This window comes from Rhizobium sp. S152, from assembly GCF_030380735.1.
In the GTDB taxonomy this organism is placed as follows: domain Bacteria; phylum Pseudomonadota; class Alphaproteobacteria; order Rhizobiales; family Rhizobiaceae; genus Rhizobium.
In genome coordinates this window covers 66,168-86,652 of record NZ_JAUDRZ010000029.1, presented here as the reverse complement: position 1 = coordinate 86,652, position 20,485 = coordinate 66,168, and the positions used below count along the sequence as shown (strand labels likewise).

The 20,485-nt window shown below is 57.1% G+C and carries 14 protein-coding genes and 3 pseudogenes; 11 read left to right on the top strand and 6 right to left on the bottom strand.

What is annotated here, in order from left to right; all coding sequences use genetic code 11:
* Window positions 1-406: 406 nt before the first annotated feature.
* Together QTL95_RS24605 and QTL95_RS24600 are read right to left on the bottom strand one after the other, a co-directional pair.
* Window positions 407-1,179 (bottom strand): annotated as a pseudogene (locus QTL95_RS24605) (Glu/Leu/Phe/Val family dehydrogenase); the annotation flags it as partial.
* Window positions 1,180-1,231: 52 nt separating this feature from the next.
* Entirely contained in the window at window positions 1,232-1,540 is a 309-nt protein-coding gene (locus QTL95_RS24600) for a DUF982 domain-containing protein (protein WP_289722533.1), read from the bottom strand.
* Between the two features lie 294 nt (window positions 1,541-1,834).
* Here QTL95_RS24600 and QTL95_RS24595 point away from each other — a divergent pair, with 294 nt between their 5' ends.
* The 6 genes from QTL95_RS24595 to QTL95_RS24570 all read left to right on the top strand — a co-directional run bounded on the left by QTL95_RS24595 (window position 1,835) and on the right by QTL95_RS24570 (window position 11,274).
* Window positions 1,835-2,011, top strand: coding sequence for a hypothetical protein (locus QTL95_RS24595; protein WP_289722526.1), 177 nt, complete (start codon window positions 1,835-1,837; stop codon window positions 2,009-2,011).
* A gap of 701 nt (window positions 2,012-2,712) precedes the next feature.
* Window positions 2,713-4,668, top strand: a complete 1,956-nt coding sequence (locus tag QTL95_RS24590) for a hypothetical protein (RefSeq protein WP_289722525.1) — start codon at window positions 2,713-2,715, stop codon at window positions 4,666-4,668.
* A gap of 97 nt (window positions 4,669-4,765) precedes the next feature.
* On the top strand, window positions 4,766-6,751 hold the full coding sequence (locus QTL95_RS24585; protein WP_289722524.1) for a peptidoglycan-binding domain-containing protein: 1,986 nt from the start codon (window positions 4,766-4,768) through the stop codon (window positions 6,749-6,751).
* A 181-nt stretch (window positions 6,752-6,932) separates the two neighbouring features.
* Window positions 6,933-8,078: a DUF2235 domain-containing protein gene (locus QTL95_RS24580; RefSeq protein WP_289722523.1), complete on the top strand. Its 1,146-nt coding sequence runs from the start codon at window positions 6,933-6,935 to the stop codon at window positions 8,076-8,078.
* Between the two features lie 765 nt (window positions 8,079-8,843).
* Complete coding sequence (locus QTL95_RS24575) at window positions 8,844-10,916, top strand: SUMF1/EgtB/PvdO family nonheme iron enzyme (RefSeq protein WP_289722522.1); 2,073 nt, start codon at window positions 8,844-8,846, stop codon at window positions 10,914-10,916.
* Window position 10,917: 1 nt separating this feature from the next.
* On the top strand, window positions 10,918-11,274 hold the full coding sequence (locus QTL95_RS24570) for a Pepco domain-containing protein (protein WP_289722521.1): 357 nt from the start codon (window positions 10,918-10,920) through the stop codon (window positions 11,272-11,274).
* A 22-nt stretch (window positions 11,275-11,296) separates the two neighbouring features.
* Here the strand turns inward: QTL95_RS24570 and QTL95_RS24565 are convergent, their stop codons facing one another.
* Window positions 11,297-11,599, bottom strand: a complete 303-nt coding sequence (locus tag QTL95_RS24565) for a hypothetical protein (protein ID WP_289722520.1) — start codon at window positions 11,597-11,599, stop codon at window positions 11,297-11,299.
* 128 nt (window positions 11,600-11,727) lie between these two features.
* Between QTL95_RS24565 and QTL95_RS24560 the strand changes: the two are divergent.
* From QTL95_RS24560 to QTL95_RS24540, 5 genes and pseudogenes are all read left to right on the top strand, one after another.
* Window positions 11,728-12,563: pseudogene (locus QTL95_RS24560) on the top strand (SDR family NAD(P)-dependent oxidoreductase).
* Between the two features lie 172 nt (window positions 12,564-12,735).
* Entirely contained in the window at window positions 12,736-13,059 is a 324-nt protein-coding gene (locus QTL95_RS24555; protein WP_442981352.1) for a DinB/UmuC family translesion DNA polymerase, read from the top strand.
* Window positions 13,046-13,402: pseudogene (locus QTL95_RS24550) on the top strand (hypothetical protein); the annotation flags it as partial. The gene QTL95_RS24555 and the pseudogene QTL95_RS24550, both read left to right, overlap by 14 nt.
* A 143-nt stretch (window positions 13,403-13,545) precedes the next feature.
* Window positions 13,546-14,214, top strand: coding sequence for a hypothetical protein (locus tag QTL95_RS24545; protein WP_289722519.1), 669 nt, complete (start codon window positions 13,546-13,548; stop codon window positions 14,212-14,214).
* A gap of 50 nt (window positions 14,215-14,264) precedes the next feature.
* Window positions 14,265-14,768: an RES family NAD+ phosphorylase gene (locus QTL95_RS24540; RefSeq protein ID WP_289722518.1), complete on the top strand. Its 504-nt coding sequence runs from the start codon at window positions 14,265-14,267 to the stop codon at window positions 14,766-14,768.
* A 234-nt stretch (window positions 14,769-15,002) separates the two neighbouring features.
* On the opposite strand, the gene QTL95_RS24535 is transcribed toward QTL95_RS24540, so the two are convergent.
* The 3 genes from QTL95_RS24535 to QTL95_RS24525 are packed head-to-tail and all read right to left on the bottom strand — an operon-like array spanning window position 15,003 to window position 20,453.
* Window positions 15,003-18,260: an error-prone DNA polymerase gene (locus tag QTL95_RS24535; RefSeq protein ID WP_289722517.1), complete on the bottom strand. Its 3,258-nt coding sequence runs from the start codon at window positions 18,258-18,260 to the stop codon at window positions 15,003-15,005.
* Window positions 18,257-19,768 (bottom strand): Y-family DNA polymerase, encoded by a 1,512-nt coding sequence (locus QTL95_RS24530; RefSeq protein ID WP_289722516.1) that lies wholly within the window; start codon window positions 19,766-19,768, stop codon window positions 18,257-18,259. The genes QTL95_RS24535 and QTL95_RS24530 overlap by 4 nt, the downstream gene beginning before the upstream one ends.
* A complete protein-coding gene (locus tag QTL95_RS24525; protein ID WP_289722515.1) occupies window positions 19,689-20,453 on the bottom strand; it encodes an ImuA family protein in 765 nt (254 codons plus the stop codon). The genes QTL95_RS24530 and QTL95_RS24525 overlap by 80 nt, the downstream gene beginning before the upstream one ends.
* Window positions 20,454-20,485 lie beyond the last annotated feature (32 nt).

Genomic DNA, 20,485 nt, shown 5'->3' with positions numbered 1-20,485 from the left:
TCCATGTCGATATGGGAATAGGTGCGGTTCATTGCAGCTTCCTTGCGAGTGACAACCCATTGGTATCATTCGCAAGTCGCACTTCATCCTTGAACCCACCCCCCTACAGATTGGTGTCGCATAACATAGATTATGGAACTTTTGAGTATGGGCCATATCGCGTAAGCACCATCATCTCCGTAATCGCGGCCACGACCTCTTGGAGTAGTACTGCCCGAGGACGAATTTTCTCCGATAAGTGGCCGGATTCCAACATGCCAATTTCCCGCGCATTCTCTGATACTTTGGGTATAGCGAGAAAACATAACTCGCAGAAATTTGGCCTGCCAGATCGGCAGGCCTGCCAAAATCGCAAGTCGTGCCACTGCCTTGACGGCGAAAGCTTCGCATTCCAGTCGGACCAGGTTCAAATACCAATCGCTTTGTACGCTTCGGCAATCCGGTTCAGCGCAATGCAATAGGATGCGGTGCGGAAATCCTTGGTGTCAGCACGTGCGGCAAGGGTTGCGGAAATCTGTTCGTAGGCGGCCCTCATCACATCTTCCAATCCAGATCGCACGAGATCGATCTCGCTGCCCCCCTCCAGGAATTCGTTGCGCATTGACGGCGGAAAGTCCTGGCCCGTCATCGTCTCCAGAGCACTTGCGATGTTCAGGTTGCGACGTTCGCGCCTCCTGCGTTCCATGAGCCCGAAGGGAATGTGGGTGATGTTCTTGACCCACTCGAAATAACTGACGATCACGCCACCTGCATTCACGAACAAGTCCGGGAGGATGACTGTGCCTTGGAATACAGGATGTCTTCCGCTTCGAAAGAGATCGGGCCGTTGGCAGCCTCCGCGATCAGAGATGCTCTGATGAGATGAGCGTTCTTTCTCGTGATGACGCTTTCCATCGCCGCGGGAATGAGAATATCGCAGGGCGTCGTAAGGCCCTCGGAACCGTCGGTATGGCTCTTCGCGCCGGCAAACCCGAGGATTGAGCCGTGCTCCAGATGATGTTGCTTTAGCGCCTCGATATCCAGGCCCGAACGGTCCAACACGTATCCGTCGCGTTCGACAACGCAAATGATCTTTGCGCCGTCCTCCTCGCTGAGAAACTTGGCAGCGTGATAGCCCACGTTGCCAAAGCCCCGAATCACGACAGTCATCTTTGAAAGATCTCGGCAACCGTTGATGCCGTCCCTGGAGCGCGGGGCCGGGTGTGCAGCGCCCGCCCTCCTCCCCCGCCTCCTAGATCTTCAAGTGGTCCGATGTGGGCTGCATAGGCTTGTAGCCCAGCGACTTTGGAAAGATGCCACCTCTAATGACGAAGCCGGCTTCCAAGCACGCGGAGGAGAACAACTCCCGGCTTACCGCTGGTGGTGTCTGGCGGGCGAGTGCGTGCCGACAACTCACCAGCGCTGCATCATAGTAATCCCCTCGTTGCGTGGGCCACTCGTTCTCGAGAAAATCGATCGTGTCGTGGATGCTAGCGAATGATTTTTCGGTGCCATTCTGCAGTCGCACGATAACAGAATGCGTCCATAGGATATCAAGCATCGGCATTTAATCCTCCATTCCTTATCGGCATATCAGGATAGGTGAATATGACTAATTCGGCATTTAAGTTTGACAATCGGATGCTGAAAAGGCGCTGCAACGCTGCGGGGCATCGGCGTCCGGATAGGAACCCAGTTAGATAACTGAGCGATGGCTTCGTGCCGTGCGCCGTCTCATATGTTGCATTGCGGGAACCGGAATCGCAGACCTATGATACAGTGCCTCCCAGCAATATTTTCGGCCATTGATTGACGACCGACCTCAACGCATGTTTCTATCCTGTTGGAGACGCGAATGAGCGAGATTGCAAACCTGATAAATACGTTGCGTGCGCTTCGCGACATAGCCGACAAGGAGCGGGCCGCGGCAGGGCTTCATTTTCTCATCACGCAAGCGCTCAATGAAGCGTTGCTGGTAGCCCAACGCCGAGAACTACCGATACCGCCTGAAGCCAATCCTACAAAACACTGATCTTCCCTTGCGCGCAACACGTAATGCTGCTCGTGGCAAGCTAGGCATGTCGTCGGTTCATCTTGCCACGTTCCCGGTCATCAGCCGCGCGCCCTAATTCCTCACCTGCACCTTGTAGGCCGAGCAAGCGGGCGAAGGGCTAGGGTTGGTCCGCACTTTTGTTGAGCATCCCGTCGATGCTAGGCCTGCGCCGCTTGCATGCAGGACGAAGGGCAAAGTGCTTGATAGCTCTTCAATTCGACGAGTGTTCGAAAATGGTCTGGCCAATCAGCGGGCGGGCGATCGAGGGTATTCTTGGCCGTGCCTTTCAAAACCAGGCTGGCATCCATCGTTGAAAAGGCCGTAGTACCCGTGCGTGCTATTGGGCCAGCAGACATTTTCGATCAGGCCCGGCATGTCAATGCGACGCAGCATGATGCTGCCTGCTGTTTAGACTTCCAGTGCGCGTACTGACTGCACCAGCAACCACTCAGACGAAGTATAATAGGGACGGAAGACCACTCAGGGGAAATAACTCGTGGTTGCATGTATTTACACGGCATGGTTCTGTGCTAATGTATTAGCTTCCCCTAAAGTGAGGATACAAGTAATGCGTATGATTATAGGGATGCTGATCGCGGTAGCGCTGGTATTCGTGACAACCCCACTCCAAATAGCGCAAGCCGCCGGGTGCAATCCGACAGCACAAGTCCGGTGCTAGAATGGCCGGCGAGGTAGCTGCAGAGATTCCGAAGGTCGCTGAGTTGTTCGGACGGGATTCGTTTGCTTTTTCTTTCATCTTCGGTGCGGTCGTCATTGCCCTCTACGCAGGCAAACGACTGGGCGAGCTGATCTCTCCTCCAAAGGATGAAGAGTATGATTTCACGAAGATGCTCAGCCTGTCGACGATGGTGGGTCAGGACGTCTATTATCGTTCGTACGTCTTCTATGTTTTCCTTCTGGAGTTCTTCTACCTGATCCTTTGCATGTTTCAGCCACTTACGGATGTGTTGCTGGACAAGACGAACAAGATCGTTTTCGAGGGAACGACATGGCCACTCGCTGCAGCTCTGCTGGTTGTCGGCGTATTGCCCGCGACGCCTGTCGTTGTACAGATTGAGCAATCTCTTCGACGCTTCGCTCACAACATGGCGCAAATTCCGGATGACTTTTACAATCGAGTCACTGCCCTATCGACCCAGGACATTGAGGCAATCGTCAGCAATGTAGGGGAGTACGCGCCGGAGGGTGAGCTATTCTGGACCGTGAGAAACCTCCTGATTATCACCGGCTTTGATCAGGATGAAGCCGTCCGCAAAGCGCGCAAGTGTGCCTCACTGAGGTTGTTCGGTGAGTGGACTCTGGATCGGAAAGAATTGTGGTCCCAATCTGAATATCAGAAATACCGGGACGTCATCGATCTTCTGCGCCCGCGCTACGAATTGCTTAGTGAACAGCTCGCAGAATTGATCCGATCATCTGAAAACACCGACTTCGTGTCAGCGGTAACAGCGACGGTTGGAGTCGATATCCGTCGCAAAATCGATGATCCGGAAAGCCTTGAGCGCCTGAGAACGCCCGCCGAGAATTTTCTCTCCGGCTCAAATCGCAACCATGCGAACTCGCTCACTCCGAAGGACGTCGAGCAGTTGAAACACATGCGCGACTCCTGGAGCAAACTGACCAAGGAGTGCGATACAGCGGCCAAACGGCTGATGGCTCTGTTCGCGATCATCGCACGTAACGATAGGAGGACGTTGCGCGAATTGGAAAGACCAGTCGATGCAGCAATGCTGACAACCGGTGGCATTGCCGAACGCGACGGGCGGTTCAAGGACCCGGTCCTGCGCGCATTTGCGCAGTTGATCAGATCGGACGGAACGACCAAGGAACCGTGGTACAATAGCCTTTTGATGTCGAGTGTACTGGTTGTCGTGGTCTCTGCGTTGGCAATTGGTATCTACAGGATTGCGACGGAAAACTCTGCGTTTCTTGATCTAATCCACGTCGATGGTGGCAGAAGTACAATAGACGTAGTCGTACGGACCGGTTTTCTAAAGGCCGGGCTTGATGCGGTCTGCCTGACACTCGCATTTTGGTTTGGTGCCGCGACAGCACTGTTCCTACGATCCGCCAAGCTTCGAAATCAAGAATGGCTGACATTCTATGATTTTCAAGGGATGCCTATCTCGTCCTACGGCGGCATTCTGCTGGCCTCAAGCGTCGCGGCATTTCCCGCGCTCATGCTGCAGTACGTTGCCTACTACAAGTTTGTGATGTTCGAGACCGGTGCATCCGACCTGCTCCACACGATGCTGACGAATATAGGGGTTGCCGTGAGCATTGGCGTCTATTCCGTGGGACTGTGCATCCTCACTGACATTATCAGTCTGAAGCTGCCTCGCAACGAAAAAACCTTGTATTTGATCTTGAGTGTAGGCCCGATCGCGTTGAACGCCTTCACGCTGATAATAAGCCCAGGATATCTGGCCCAACCCGTCTATCTGCTCAATCAGGTTCTCCTTTTCATCATAGTCTGCGTCGGCGGACTGATCGTCTACGGGAGGAGCTTGGAGTCCAGAATGATCAAGCCGACGATAACCGCTTCCGACGGCCTTTCCAAAATACCGGACGCAGTAATTGTCGGGTCCTCGCTCCAATCCGGATCGGTGCCGTAACGGCCGTATCGACAATCCAAGCGCTTGCTTCAATGCCCTTTGCGTACGCATGCCAGCCGACCGTCTCCATAGTTTGATATGTTGGGAGGATGTATTAGTGGACTATGTTCTGATTGCAGCAACCTCGCTTCGACCAGATCCGGACGATACGTCACCGGAGGTCGCCAGACTCAAAATCGGCGATGCTGTGTCGAGCCTACGCGAAGTCAAGCCATGGATGAAGGTCGCTTTTGCCGGCGATAAGGGAAAGCAAGTCCTTGGTTGGGTGCATTCCGATGCACTTAAAGAGGACTCCGGGCATGAGATCCAGCTGTTCGATGAACCGGCGGGTAAGCCTTCGGTCATTTCGGGTTCGATCGTCAGTGTTCGCTTGCAGCTTCCACCCTGGCAGAAAGTCGACATACGATTGGCGGATGGAAGCGTTGTAAGCGGATGGATAGATTCCGCCTCATCAGGCGCATCGGAGGAAAGAGCCTCGGCTGATGATCAGGCTATCGACACGACCTATAGCGAACTCGTCCTTGGTCCAAATGAGACATATCGTCCGCATCTGTTGACCGCGGAGAAGCGTACGGACATCGCTGCTGCAGCACTCGCCGCATTGATTAATGCAGAAGCAGCCAAGCTTCCAAACGGCGAGTGGGACAGGAACTCGACGGCTTCCACCAGCAGCGCCGCCGGCCTAACCCAGTTCCTCGCCGCGACCTGGCTTGGGGAGGCAACGAAGAAACTCACCTATCTGAACGAGCACGCACGGATCGCTGGCTGCATTGCGCCCGGCAATCGAATTGTGCCGGGGATGGAAGAGACGCTGCTTTCGCTCAGGTTCGACCCCGAACTTTCCATCATCGCGGCTGCAGAATACGGAGCGTCCAATCTCAAGGCTCTTGTTGATTCTGGTCTGGTGAACGAAGAAATCGGTGACGATGAGAAGGCGGCGTTCATTTACCTTGCCCACCACGAAGGATTGGGAGGCGCGCAGGCGTTCCTGAAGGGAACAAAGGCCTATACCTTCAGTGATCTTGCCAAACAGGTTGGCCAGAGCAAAGCACAGGCTTATGTCGACGCAGCCGCAGGCAATTCAACGAAGGCATACAGGAATTGGCTGAATGACTACCTTGCGAAGAACATCCAGCCATCGAAGTTCAGAAAATCTGCAGCCAGCGGACCGGTTTCAGGCGGAGAAGGCACAAGGGCGCTCTCCCAATACAATGGCCCCCCTGTTCTCGTCGCTGAACTGAGCGGGAATGAAGCGCTCGCAAAAGCGGTTCAGTGGAGACTCAACGAACTGGGATATCTCGACCCCCCGGCAGACGGGATGTTCGGGCCGGTATCTTCGTGGGCGCTCAGTGAATTTTGCGATCTGAATGGCGTCTCCCTACAGGACGGCTTTAATGTGGAGATTGCGCAGCGACTAGCAGCCCCGACCGCGTTCCTGCCAGACGTCGCAGCGAGCGGAGCATGGTTTGACAAGGTAATCCGATACATGCGGAGCAGAGGCTACTTCATCAGCCAACACCCCGACTGCAAGAACATCGTCTATCTCGAAGGAGTGAACCCAGATGGCACGCTCAATGATGACGCGCCGAATAAGTTCAATGACCTTCGCGTTGTCTTTTCACTCGATGCGGGAGGGAGATTGGACTTCCAAGCCTCGACATGGGATGGCACGACCGAACCAGGTCGCTATTGGACGGTTCAGCCAATGAACCGGAAAGGCGCGGCCCGCATCGCCTTCAACCAGTACAAGGCCTGGGTTGTTGGAACCCATCACGCAAACTCCCCCTCGGCTCATGAGGCGCTAGTTCAGGTCGAGCCGATTACCGTTTGCAGAGATCTTAACATGGACTTCCGGCGAACTGGGGACGAGGTCGATACCGGTCTGTTCGCAATCAACCAACACTGGGGGTACGACGCACCCAAAGATGACCTAGGTCGAACCAGTGCCGGGTGCCTGGTCGGACGGACCAAAGAAGGTCACCGGAAATTCATGTCGATGATCAAGAGCGATCCCAGATACGTTGCCAACCATTCGTATCGCTTCATGACAGCGGTCATGCCTGGCGATGAAGTATTTAAGTAGAGTTTTCAACTGTCACGCATGGGCAGACAAGCGCTTCTGAAGCCTTTTCGCAAGGTGGGTCTACCACAATGGCGAACCATGCCCGTCGCAAACCGAGCGCAACCAAGTGCAGAGAGACTGGCTGCGTTTGCAAGCCCTGTAACCACATTGAGACACGTCCTTTCATGAGAGGCTAATTGCTATGAAGAAAAGGCTCATCATCTGTTTCGATGGAACCTGGAACAGCGCCGACAGCGGCGGAGCGGAAACCAACGTCGCGCATATCGCGCGGTCGATCCATGCAACCAAGAATACAAGGGGAATTCCACAGATAGTTTTATACCTTCGTGGCATAGGCGCGGCGGGACTTCAGATCCAGAGGATTGTGGAAGGGGCAACCGGTCTGGGGATAGATGAAAATATCAAGTCCGGCTACATGTTCCTTGCTCAGAACTATCTGCCCGGTGACGAGATCTATCTGTTCGGCTTCTCCAGGGGAGCGTTTACGGCGCGGAGTCTTGCAGGACTGATAGGTTCATGTGGATTGCTGAAGCGCCAGACGCTGGCGGACCTCGACAAGGCCTGGCGGTATTACAGGGATAAAGATGTGCGAAGTCCAGAGGACTTTGTTCGTGTCGCATCGACCGAAGCACACGTGCGGGTAACAATTCAGTTTATGGGTGTCTGGGACACAGTCGGCGCGCTAGGGGTGCCGAGCCACCTCTTAAGCTTTTTAAACGACAAAGAATACGGCTTCCACAATACAAGCCCCTCAAAAATTGTGAAAAATGCCTATCACGCCTTGGCGGTCGATGAATTCAGAGACGAGTTTGTGCCCACTTTATGGACTGGCATCCAACCGCCAGATACCGACATACAGCAGGTCTGGTTTGCGGGCGCTCACGCTGATGTCGGCGGCGGATACAAGGATCGGGCACTCGCGGATATCCCGCTGATCTGGATGGCCAGGATGGCAGAAAAGTGTGGCCTTGTCATAGACTGGAGCACGCTGCCGCAAGGCCTCGACACAATCTCGCCTCGTCACGATTCTCGCACGAGCTGGTCGGGAAAGGACCGATTAACGCCAACCATCAGGCAGGTCTGCGAAACACCGATTCACGTCGATTTCTACGAAACCCTGTATCGTCCACGCAACGGGGCCGGAGCGCCTGTAGCGACAATAAACGAATATCTCCATGCCAGTCTCGTTGAGCGGTATGGGCGGCAATCCAACGTCTCAGCGGACGACAATTCAGCGACGCGCTCCCAAGAGACATATAACCCACGCAACCTCGCACCGTTCTTCACAAAAGCAGGAGTGAGAAAGTCCGTAAACGTAACGCCGTAGATACATTGAAAACGCGGTTCTCCCGTGTCGATTGGATCCAAGCTCCTTAAGGCAGTTGCGGGACGCGTGCGGTCCAACAAGAAATCCGGATTGAAGCAATAACTGATGGAACCTGCACACAAGCGTGACCCTTCGTCGGCCTTCCGTCTGGGTGACGTCAAATATCAGGCCCATGATTGTCCGAGCCCGCCTCGCAACATCGTGTGGCTGCTTCCGCAACATCCATTGTCAACGCTCTTCGTTCGGTGTTGCTGCCGCCTGTATTCCTCACTGCCGACCTATACTTGCCTTGCAAGCTGCTCGTCGTGGGATCAATGCACGACGAGGTTACGTTCATAGTTTTTTTGCTAGCAACTCTTGGTATGTGAGAATACACTAAATTACCGTTGCCACAGGAGGGTATTATGGATGTGATAGTAAGTAGTGCTTTCACCGCCGGCGTGCTTATGGCCATTGGAATAGTTTCAGCAACTGCTGCACCGGCACCAGGCGGTCAACCGGTTAAACCGACGGCCGATGCTGCCATGTTCCAGCTTGTGAAATGCAAGGCTCCGAAGAGCGGATCGAGGAGTGGCACAGGTTGCACAGACAAGCCCGGCAGCGCCGCTTTCCAGCAGGGTCAGGGCCGCAATTCGGGTGGGAACACCAACAGTTCGTCATCTACGAGGTCTTCGTCAAGCCAGTCGCCGATGGGACCCGGTAGCGCTCCCATGAATGATGGGTCGGCACCGATGAGAAACTAGGTTTTCAGGACCTGTGATCCAGATGAGTGAAAACTGGGCAATCTGCGTCGGGATCAACAGATATGACAACATAAAGTCCCTCGGCTTCGCGAAGCAGGACGCTGAGGCAGTTGCCGGCTATTTCAGGAGATCCGCCAAGTTTAATAACATATACCTATTTGGCGAGGGCGCGGAGCCGATAGAGGCTGACTTTGGTCATTCACTTCAGGCCACCCCTACGTTCATTAATTTGAGACGCTTCCTACGCGTACGCTTTGACCAGCCCTTTCTGAGACCGAGTGACAATCTTTGGTTCTTCTTCGCGGGTCATGGAAAACGTTCGGGCGAACAGGACTATCTGCTCCCCATGGACGTCGATCCAGGAAACGTCGACGAGACGGGAATTCCCGTCCGATATGTTGTGGAGCGGCTGCGCCGAAGCGGTGCTGGCAACGTTGTCATGTTGCTCGACGCCTGCCGAAATGAGGGCGCGCGCGATGGACAGGGAGCCGGCCTGGAAAAACTCAAGGGTACCGTTACGTTGAGCTCATGCTCAGCATCCGAGTTCTCCTATGAAATTCCGGAACTTGGCCACGGCGCGTTTACATACGGGCTGCTGGAGGCACTGGAACTGAGGGGCGAACACAACTGCGCTACCGTTGAGCGATTGGACAGCTACCTGCAGACGCGTGTACCCGAGATATGCCGCCTTTATGGAAAGCCCGTACAAACTCCCTGCACCTTCGCGGAGCCGCTTTCGAAGCGGAAGTTTATACTTCTGCCTTCGGTCGCTGTGGTCGACGATCTTGAACCACTGAAGCTGGAGGCCTACCAGGCGGAAGAGAGTGCCGATCTCGCTCTTGCCGATCAGCTATGGTGGCGCGTTCTGACGGTCGATCCCGGCGACGCGTTGGCGCAGTCGTCCATCAGGCGAATTGCGGCAAAGCTCCAGCGAATAGATGAAGATGACGTCGGCGAGCGGAGCAACGTTCACGACCCCGCGACCTCACCGCGCACGCGCCAGCTTGATCCGACCAACAAGTTTGCCGAACCCGCCCTGGGTCCCAGCCGACGACAGGTGCTGACGGGCCTCGGAATCGGATCCATTGCGGTGGCCGGTGTGGCTGCCGGAGTGGTTCAGTGGAGAACCCGGAATTGGGCTGGGAAAGCTCCTCCCATTAACGCCATGAGCACCTATGTTGATGTCAAAACGGTAAACGCGGAGGGAAAGCCGCTTCCCACCTTTCGCCAAAGAATTCGATACTTTGCCGAAAATATTGACGACCAGACGACATTTGAAATGAGTCTGTTGCCCGGCGGGGAGTTCCAGATGGGAGCTGCTGTCGGTGAGTGGCCTGCCAAGTCCGCCGAAAGCCGTCGAATGCAGCCGTTACGTATTGCCCCGTTCGCGATGAGCAGAACGGTCGTGACGCAACAGCAATGGCTTTCCGTCTATGATGGTCATCCGGAGACTTTAAACTGGCCACTGTCACCTGATCCCTCCTCCTTCAAAGGCGGCGACCAACCAGTGGAAACCGTTTCCTGGCAGGAGGCGACAGAGTTCTGTGCTCGCCTAAGCAACATCTCGAGGCGTCGATACCGATTGCCCAGCGAGGCGGAGTGGGAATACGCCTGCCGTGCAGGAACGACGACTGCCTTTCATTTCGGGCCGACGCTCACCGATACACTTGCCAATTATTGTGGTGACGGAGGCGCGGTCTGCGGTACAAGTTTCGAAAGAGAAATTGCATCGACCACATATGACGGCATCGAATACCCTTCCGGTACCTATGCAGGTGGACCACCGGGCGTGTTTCGCGGCAAACCTACGCCCGTCGCATCCTACCCTCCGAACGGATTTGGTCTTTTCGATATGCACGGCAACGTCTGGGAGCATTGTCTGGATAGGTGGTCCCCACGGCTCGATTGGTTGCCAAGCGACGGAAGCGCCTTCGACACAGAGGACGGTGATAACCTGCGTGCCTTGAGAGGCGGCGCCTGGTCTCACAATCCCGCGCTCTGCCGCTCTGCGTCGCGAGATCGGATGGCCCAAGACTCAACCGGATGGGAAGGGCGTGTCGGATTCCGTGTTGTTTGTGAACTAGAGGACATCTAGCATGACGAAAGAGATATATGTGATTACCTCGTCGTCCCACCTGAATGCCGACGCAAGAAGCGGAGATGATATCGGCGGGGGGTTTGGTTCGGGCGTAATATCCGCCGGGTCGAGGATGGTGAAAGTCAGTGGTGATACATTGCGGGAGCAATTCGCCAATTTGGCCGAGGTCGTCGAGTATGCTTTCGATAGGGCGGCACCTGCTGTTCACCTGGAGCAGATTGAACTATCGGTCGAAATCACTGCCGAAGGGAGAGTGGGGCTACTCGGTAGTGGTACCAGCGTTGGAGGCACTGGCGCCATAAAGCTCACCTTTAAGCGAAATGTCGCTGACGCAGGCTCCAAACCCGTCGGCTAGGGGCCAGTCGGGAATTTTCTTGTCAACCCCGAAGTATCAGTTGACCGACGACGAGGCGCTTTTCTCGGATGGGGTGGTCGAAATCGGCACCCGCTCGAGAAGGCACGCACAGGCGGCGCTTTTGCGGGAAGGCCTTCCAGTGGACGAGAAGCTCGTTGACCTTCTGGTACATCAACCATGGGAACGACTTCACTCCGCGTTTCAAGATCGGCGCGGTGCCCTCCAGGCTTTGGAGCGCTTTCGACGTCAACAATTTTCGAAGCTGATTGTAGAACCCGAGCCACGGATAGCGGAGACGGTCGGGCGCACTCTCGACGAGATGCATGGTTTCCGACCCGCCCTTAATGGGGATACGAGCTTGCTTGGGACTTGGCGGACTATAAGTCTGGTCTGATCCGTTGGCGAGATGTCGATGCTGGGGTCTTGATTAGCGGGCCGCCGGGCGTCGGCTAGATGATGTTCTCAGCCGCGCTGGCGAACACCTGCGGAGTGCCGCTCATTTATGGGTCTGTTTCCCGCGGATCACGCCGCAGCCCCATCATGACTAGACTAGCCGGCAAAATTGCAGTCATCAGCGGTGGAAGCAGTGGCATCGGACTGGCAATAGCTGAACGCTTCGTCAAGGAGGGCGCCTATGTCTTCATCTTTGGCCGCCGCCAGGACGCTCTCGACGAGGCTGAAAAGTTATTGGGAGCAACGTTACCGCGATCCAGGCGGATGCAGGCAAACTCGAGGCCCTGGACCGGGTTACTGACATCGTCCGAAAGTCGAAGGGCAAGGTCAATGTGGTGGCCAGCGCCCGGTTTACCGAGCAGGTGCCGCTCCTCGAAATCACAGAGGATCACTATGACCGCACCTTCCTTCTGATGGCGAAGGATCCTCTGTTTCTGACGCAGAAGATGCTGCCACTGATGCAAGGCGGCGGATCGATCATACTTGTTGCGTCTGCTGGGCACTATATGGGGCTTCCGAACCATTCCACCTATTCTTCAGCAACGCTGTCACTCATGCCGCTAGTCATTGCTGCTATTGTACTCGCATTGACTGGCCTGACAGGCGCCATGATGACCCTAGCGTCGCTCACCGCTGTTTGGGGCCTCGCGTACGGAGCAGTTCCCGTCGCTTGGTCCACTTGGATGGCCAAAGCCGCACCCAATAAGACTGAAACGGGCGGCGGCGTTATCTATGCCTTGGCAGGTGTCGTCGGTGTGTTCGTAACCGGCGGCATGCTGCTGCTTGTTACGTCTGGCCTCATCGTGACAAATGTGAAGTTGGAAGCCACGACGTAAGGTGCCACATCTGCTTCCCAGGGCAGCGCATGTGGCTGTTGCCGCCTGCGCATTCTCCTGCTTTTCGAGGATAAGCTCCGCTCTCACTGGATGAGAGACGTGATCACCGGCTTCGACGCTTCAACTAGCTTGGATTGGATGGGACTGCGGCGGTCTTCCGCCTATTCGTTAGATCCAAAATGCTCTTGAGCGGAATCGAACCATCGACCCTCTACGCCGCATTTTATGGCGATATTGCGAGTCCGATGCCATACGGGCGAAAACCGTCACTTTGAAAGTGAAGTACGCTGACTTCACGCAGATCACGCGGGCCCAGACGGGTGAGCGGCCATTCCTGTCGGCCCGCGAGATCGAGGAGACCATCGGCTCTCTACTCAAGCCTGTTTTCCCGCCACCAAAGGGCGTGCGCTTGTTAGGTGTGACCCTGTCCTCGCTCGAACAGACAGATGTCATTCAGGCCGACCAGCTGCAGTTGACGCTCTGGCGAGGCGGATGACCCAAGAACCTTTTTCGTGAAAACGGTGAAGCTAAGCAGCACTGATGCATCATACAACCAGACGACCTTCTACGAAGCGTGGCGGCTCGTGATCCAGCGCTACGGAATTTACAACCCATACACAGGTCGCGGAGCAATCAAAGGACTATTGCCGCATGGGCCGCATAATGTGCGCGATGTGCTCGCAACGCATATTCTGAAGCTTACCGGATCCTATGAGCAGGCAAGTTACGCAATCCAGGACACGCCAGACATGATTCAACAACACTACGGGAGATTTCTGCCGCAGGACAAGGCAGCCCTGGCAGCCAGAGTTCTAAATGAGGTTTGGCAAGCAGCTTGATAAGGAGCACAGCGGATGAGAAACGAGTGGCAACTTTAGCTCTGGATCAATGGCTCTGCACTACGAGTAGTACAGAGCTCTAATTTGGCTGACGAAGTTGACGAACCTGACGAGATGCGCCATATTCTATGCGGAGGTGCCCTATGGCCATGACCGATAAGAAGGGTGGTTCCCGCAAGCGCACCGAGCGTCGCGGCAATCTAATTACCGGATATGCTGGTAAATGGGAGCCACTCTTCGAGAAAAAAGCAGCGGCCCGTGCGACCGCCGCGCGAGTGCTTTCTGGCGTTTCCGAAGGCGTCAAACGCGCCAAGAACACAGGTGGCACTGTTCGTGTGACATATGTCATTCGATCCTCGGACGAAGAACCCGAAATCGAGATCGAGGAAATCACACCACAAAAGGACGCACTGGATATAGCCCTCGCGGCCGCAAAGCGGCGCGGAAGCGAGCGTGTCGCTGAGATCCTTAAACGGCCCGAGATGTTGTCTGCAGACGAGTTTGCCGATGAGATTGGCTCGACACGCGAGACGGTGAACAAAAAGCGCAAGCGCCACGAGGTTCTCGGGCTCGAAGGAGCGAAGCGAGGCGTGCGGTTTCCAAAATGGCAGATTGGAGATGACGGCCAACTGCTTGGTGGCCTCGCGCAACTATTTGAGGCTTTGAACGGGCACCCTTGGGCGGTGTACCGGTTCCTTTTGCAGGAAAGCGGTAGCCTTGGCGGTCGAACAGGTCTCGAAATGCTGCGCGCCGGTAGGATCGAAGACGCAGTGGGAGCAGCATACTCGATTGGCAAGGGTGATTTCTCCTGAGCAACTCATCGAACCTGCTTCCGCCAACTGACTTTGGTTCGCGCGAACTGGTGATTCATGAACTGACCTCTGTGGCATCGTGGTACCGGCTCTACCAAAGCCGGTATCCCGATCCGCTTGGGTACGGCTTCGGATCGAGCCGCTTCAGTGATCCTGAAATTGCCCTCACTCCTCCTGAACGTTTCGGCGTCGTTTATTTCGGCAGCAGCATCAAGGTCTGCTTCGCAGAAGCGATCTTGCGCGAGCGCGCAATCGGATCAAAGGGCACCTTCCCTATCGGCATGGGGGAACTTCTCGAGGCATCCTGCGCCTCTGTCGCGACCATTGAACCTACTCGGCTGGCGGACCTGCGCTCGGACAATATGCTGCGGATGAGGATTCCAACTGATGCCGCCCGTGCCGCTTCGCACGAACTCGGGCAGAAATGGTCAAGAGCACTCTGGCTTCACGACGAGAAACCCGATGGGATCATTTACGATTCTCGCTTGAATGGCGAAACCAATGTTGTCCTGTTCGATCGCGCGCTTACAAAACTAAGGGTAACGACTGCCTGACCGCTGCTGGATTTTCGAGATGAAGTGGCGCAAATCTTGGACGACTTCGCGATAGCTATCGTCTGATCGTCCGTGCGTTTCAACGTTGTAGTGTCTTGATCTCTTCGCACTCGACACCTGCAGCACGAATTTAAGCGCCACGTTTGTTCAAAGGCGACTGCTCAATGAGTTTCACACTCATCATCACGCCGTGATGCGATATGAACCGCGGACCCGCAATTTCATCTTTGAATTTCAATGAAAATTTCGCGCCTTCACCTTCAGCGTGTCGATATGGAGATCGCGGACAAACATATCCCGCGCCTGAACGACCGGCTTCGGCGTATCGCGTGGATCGGGACCACCGCCATGCGCAAACTCATCACCCCTGCCCGTCGGTAACCTGAACTCGGTGTCGCGATCTGCCAGCCCCGAAAGATCGCCCGATAGATCGAACAGCTGTTGCGCCACCAGGTGCACCACCTCCCCTTCCCGCTGAATCCGCCCATTGATCGCCATCATCGAGGATCCAAGCACGACGCGGCGACGTTTCTCAAACAGCGTTGGCCAGACCACGATGTTGGCCGGCCCGGTCTCGTCCTCGATGGTGATGAACATTACACCCTTGGCCGACCCTGGTTTCTGGCGCACGAGGACGAGGCCAGCTGTATAGACCCATCGTCCATCGCGCGCATTCATCGCCTCGCTGCAGGTGATGATGTTGCGCTCCTGCAGGTCTTGCCGCAGGAAGGCAATTGGATGCTGGCGTAGTGTCAGCCCGGTATGGCTGTAGTCCTGAATGACGTTGTGGCCATCGGTCATCTGCCGAAGCGCCACGTCCGGCTCCTGCTGTTCGGCGATGGTCTGCATCTCGCGCTCAGCGGCCGCGGCAAACAGCGGCAGGGGTTCGTCGCGCAATGCCTTGACCGCCCAGAGCGCATCGCGGCGCTCGAGCTTTAACGACGGCAGGAAGGCATCCGCCTGGGCGAGCTGAACGAGAGCTTCAGCGGGGACACCGGACCGGCGCCAGGTGTCATCGACCGACTGGAAGTCGCGGTTCATGCGACCCGTGACGATGCGGGCAGCATCGGCGACCGCCAAGCCCTTGACCCGCCGGAAGCCCAGCCGGACGGCATGCCGGTCGCTATTGCCGATCCTCTCCAGGGTGCAGTCCCACCGAGACCGGTTGATGCAGACGGGACGCACCTCGACGCCATGGGCTCGAGCGTCGCCGACAATCTGGGCTGGCGCGTAAAACCCCATGGGCTGACTGTTGATCAGCGCCGCGCAGAATGCCTCCGGGAAATGGCGCTTGATGTAGTTCGAGGCATAGGCAATCAAGGCGAAGGACGCCGCATGGCTTTCCGGAAAGCCGTAGGAGCCAAACCCCTCAAGCTGGCTGAATGTCTTCTCGGCGAACTCATGGGTGTAGCCGTTCCTCACCATGCCGGACACGAGCTTGTCCTTGAAGCGCGACACACCACCGGTGAACTTGAAGGTGGCCATGGATTTGCGCAGCTGGTCTGCCTCGCCGCCGGTGAACCCGGCGCAGACCATGGCGACCCGCATGGCGCTTTCCTGAAATAGCGGCACACCAAGCGTCTTGCCAAGAACCGCCTCAAGTTCCGGCGTCGGATAGACGACCTCCTCCTTGCCTTCGCGTCGACGCAGATAGGGATGGACCATGTCACCCTGGATAGGCCCGGGGCGAACGATCGCGACCTGCACGACGAGATCATAGAAGGTCCGCGGCTTCAGTCGCGGCAGCATGGCCATCTGGGCACGGCTTTCGATCTGAAAGGTCCCGAGCGTGTCTGCCTTGCGGATCATCGCATAGGTCGCTGGATCCTCTTGCGGGATCGTTGCGAGATCAATGTATTGATCCCTGTGCTCGCGAATGAGCTCGAAGGCCTTGGCCATGCAGGTGAGCATGCCGAGGGCCAACACATCGACCTTCATGAACTTCAGCGCCTCGACATCATCCTTGTCCCACTCGATGATCTGTCGATCCTTCATGGTCGCCGGCTCAATTGGAACGAGATCATCGAGCCGGTCATGAGTGAGGACGAAGCCGCCAGGATGCTGGCCGAGATGGCGCGGGGCCCCCATCAGTTGCTGTGCCAGTTTCAGGGTCAGGGCGAGACGCCGATCCTCCGGATTGAGATTGAGTTCGCGGACATTGCGATCGCAGACCTCTTCCGACCAGGACCACATGCCTGAGGAAAGCGCCTTGATCACGTCTTCAGGCAGCCCGAGCGCCTTGCCGACATCGCGGATGGCGCCGCGGGCTCGGTAGCGCGTGACGGTGGCACAAAGCGCTGCTTTCTCCCGGCCATAGGTCCGGTAGATCCATTGAATGACCTCTTCGCGGCGCTCGTGTTCGAAATCCACATCGATGTCAGGCGGCTCGTCGCGCTCCTGGCTGACGAAGCGCTCGAACAACAGGTTGCCGTTTATCGGATCGATGCTGGTGATGCCGAGAATATAGCAGACCGCGCTGTTGGCGGCCGAACCGCGACCCTGACACAAGATCCCCTGACTGCGAGCGTACCGGACGATCGAGAAGACGGTCAGGAAGTAGGGCGCATATTTCATGGTGCGGATGAGGTCGAGCTCGTGGCGCACGATCTTCAGGACATCCGGCGGGAGGCCTTCCGGGTAACGATCGGGCACGCATTCCCAGACATAGTGCTCTAGCGAGGACTGGGCGTCCTTGCCTGGTACAATCGCTTCCTCCGGATACTGATAGGTCAGCTCCTCGAGCGAAAACGTGCAACGCCGCACGATCTCCATCGTCCGCGCCAGCGCTTGCCGGTAACGCGGAAACAGCCGTTGCATTTCCTCTGGTGGTTTCAGATAGCGATCGGCGTGCCGCTCGCGCTCGAAGCCGACGTCATCGATCGTTGTCTTATGACGGATGCAGGTGACGACATCCTGCAGCTGTCGTCGACCCGGTTCATGGAAGAGCACGTCATTGGTGACCACGGCTTTGACCTTGAACCGCACGGCCATGTTGGAGATCTCGTGCAGGCGCAGCTGGTCGTTCGGCCGCCGGCGCAGACAGAGCGACACATAGGCACGATCGCCAAAGATTTCGGCCAGCTTGCGCAGCTGCACGGCGCAGGTCTCGTCAGCGAGATCAGGCACCAGAATGCCGAGCATCCCGTCGCAATAGGCGACGACGTCGTCCCAATGGAGAATACAATTGTTCTTGCCACCCCGGCTCTTTCCAAGGGTAATCAGGCGCGTCAGCCGGGAATAGGCGGCGCGATCGGTCGGATAGACCAGCACCGACATGCCATCGACAAGATCGAGTCGGCAGCCGACGACCAGTCGCAGGCCGGTGGCGCGAGACGCTTCCAGTGCGCGGACGATACCGGCCAGGCTGTTTCGATCGACGACCCCGATCGCCTCGATGCCAAGCTCTTTTGCCCGGGTGAAGAGCTCGTTGGCAGACGACGCTCCGCGTAAAAACGAGAAATGTGTCGTGACCTGGAGCTCGGCATAGCTCATGCGAATATCCCGTGCATGAACCAGCGATGGTCACCGGTCTCGGGATCAACACCATCACCTGCTCGAAACACCCAGAGCCGTTCGCCGGATTCATCCTCGATGACGAAGTAGTCCCTGACCGCCTCCATCTCGGCGTCGCGCTGCCACCACTCGCCGAAGATGCGCTCCGGACCATCGGCACGCTTGACCTTTCGCCGCCGGCCGCGCCAGACAATCGAGGCCGGCGGGTGATCCGGCATTAGGGCGATGGCGGTGATCAGTTCCGGGCGCGGCAGAAGGCGGACTGGCCGGCGCCAATGACCGACCCATGCGAATTCGAGTGGATCCGAGGCGGCGGCAATGCGCTGAACCGAGCGTTCGGGTACATCGGAGGCAACCGGCGCCACACGATAGACCCGTTGTCCGCGATTGCCATAAATGTCGATCAGCGGCGTGACATCCCTCACGTCGTCTTCGACCAGGGACGAGACCCTTTGCATGTCCTCGAGCGGTTCAGCCATGACGGCAACCAGCGTCAATTTCTCGATCCCGAAGCCAGGCTCGATCTTTTCCGTCCGGTCACGAAACAGCTTGGTGAGCCAGGCGACATCACGGGCGGACTTGGCCGTTCCGGCGCGGATCGCCTGCCTGCTGCCGTCGACCTTCTCGACGATCAGGTCGGCGCGGCGCACGCCCAGACCGCGCTTCTGCAGCTCGCCAATCAGCTGTACGACCAGGCGGCCGACATATTTGTCGATGGTCTCGGCAGCCCCGATTGGCTCTGCGAAGGCTCTTGTGACCTCGATCAGCTCTGGCGTTCGGATCGGATCGATCGGCTCTGCGACGCGGCCGAACATCTGGTCGAGGCGTCGGGCGATTTCCGGTCCGAAACGCAGCGTCAGCGGCGCGCGTGGGGTATTGGCCAACTCGCCAACAGTGTGGAAGCCGAGCGTGCGGAGATCACTGAGGATCTTCTCCGGTAGCCGCAAGAGCGTGATCGGCAGCTTTTCGACGGCAGCAACGGTCTTGCCAACAGGTACGATGACGGTCTCGCGGCTGATCGCCCGCGCACAGGCGTGCGCCGCACCCCAGGTGTCGGCGATCGCAACGCGCGCTGTCAGCTTGCGCGCCAGGAACTGGTTGGAGATCTTCGTGACCATGGGTAGTTCGCCACCCTGAAGATGATCGGCGCCTTCCGTGTCGAGCACGATGCCATCAGTGCCGTCGACGGCAACGATTGGGGAATATTGGGTGAGCGCCCATAGCGTTATCCGTTCAAGTGCCGCCGCATCGACATCAGGCTCAGCATCGACCAGCATCAGTCCGCGAAACAGCGCCTGGGCCTTGGCCGCCGGCATGCCAACACGCAGGCCGGCTTTGCGCGCAGCCGTATCCACTGATGATACCCAACGTTTCGAACCGCTTTTGGCGATCACCGCGATTGCCTGCTCAGCCGGAATTGTGGGATCGTCGCGTCTGATCCGATCGGTCGGCAGATCCGGGAGATAGATCGATACGACCCTTGTCATCACATGCCCTTACGAGAAACTCAGCACATTCACCCGCTTTCACGCGCATCAGTTCCAGAAACCACTGCGCCCGACCGACGCCAGGCACCGGAAGGTCCTCGGACGGCATGACGCTGACACGCCACCGTGTCGTCGAGGCCGTCGGCTGACCAAAGTCGTTTGCCTCCGTCTGCCGTCGCCATCGCCGCACCGCGAGCGCCATCGTGCTCGTGCGTTCCGCGGCAAGCTGCAGCCGCCGGGAGCTGACCATTGGCAATCGGACGAGTTCGCCGACCACGGCGCCGAGGCCACCGAAGGCCAAGCCCTCCTCCATATTGGCAAGCACGTCCTCTTCCTTGTCGGACTCGACGAAGATCACCCGGTCGGGATGAAGACCAACCTGTGCCAGGGCGGGGAAGAACAGGTCGGGCCGGGTCAGGCACCAAACGATCGGGCCCTTGGTTCGCGCGGCGATGCCGGCGGCACACAATGCTGCGGCAGCACCGTCAACAGTCCCTGCCCCGCCACCGGCGAACTCGTGCAATGCGCCGTAGGCCAGCCCACCGCCGGGCAGGATCGCATCGATCTCGGGAACACCGAAGGCAAGACAGCCGGCTTTCCTGGCCGATACGCCTTCCATCGTTGAGATCCGCCCACGCAGATCTGAGATCACATCCGATATCCCTCGGACTCGGGCAGCAGTCATCGTTCACGGCTCTCTTCAAGGTCGTGTGGAGG

What these genes read in the sequence shown, in the direction of transcription:
- QTL95_RS24600 (WP_289722533.1), bottom strand. Translation starts at nt 1,540, where the DNA reads ATGCTTGATATCCTATGGACGCATTCTGTTATCGTGCGACTGCAGAAT.
- QTL95_RS24595 (WP_289722526.1), top strand. Translation starts at nt 1,835, where the DNA reads ATGAGCGAGATTGCAAACCTGATAAATACGTTGCGTGCGCTTCGCGAC.
- QTL95_RS24590 (WP_289722525.1), top strand. Translation starts at nt 2,713, where the DNA reads ATGGCCGGCGAGGTAGCTGCAGAGATTCCGAAGGTCGCTGAGTTGTTC.
- QTL95_RS24580 (WP_289722523.1), top strand. Translation starts at nt 6,933, where the DNA reads ATGAAGAAAAGGCTCATCATCTGTTTCGATGGAACCTGGAACAGCGCC.
- QTL95_RS24575 (WP_289722522.1), top strand. Translation starts at nt 8,844, where the DNA reads ATGAGTGAAAACTGGGCAATCTGCGTCGGGATCAACAGATATGACAAC.
- QTL95_RS24570 (WP_289722521.1), top strand. Translation starts at nt 10,918, where the DNA reads ATGACGAAAGAGATATATGTGATTACCTCGTCGTCCCACCTGAATGCC.
- QTL95_RS24565 (WP_289722520.1), bottom strand. Translation starts at nt 11,599, where the DNA reads ATGCATCTCGTCGAGAGTGCGCCCGACCGTCTCCGCTATCCGTGGCTC.
- QTL95_RS24545 (WP_289722519.1), top strand. Translation starts at nt 13,546, where the DNA reads ATGGCCATGACCGATAAGAAGGGTGGTTCCCGCAAGCGCACCGAGCGT.
- QTL95_RS24535 (WP_289722517.1), bottom strand. Translation starts at nt 18,260, where the DNA reads ATGAGCTATGCCGAGCTCCAGGTCACGACACATTTCTCGTTTTTACGC.
- QTL95_RS24530 (WP_289722516.1), bottom strand. Translation starts at nt 19,768, where the DNA reads ATGACAAGGGTCGTATCGATCTATCTCCCGGATCTGCCGACCGATCGG.
- QTL95_RS24525 (WP_289722515.1), bottom strand. Translation starts at nt 20,453, where the DNA reads ATGACTGCTGCCCGAGTCCGAGGGATATCGGATGTGATCTCAGATCTG.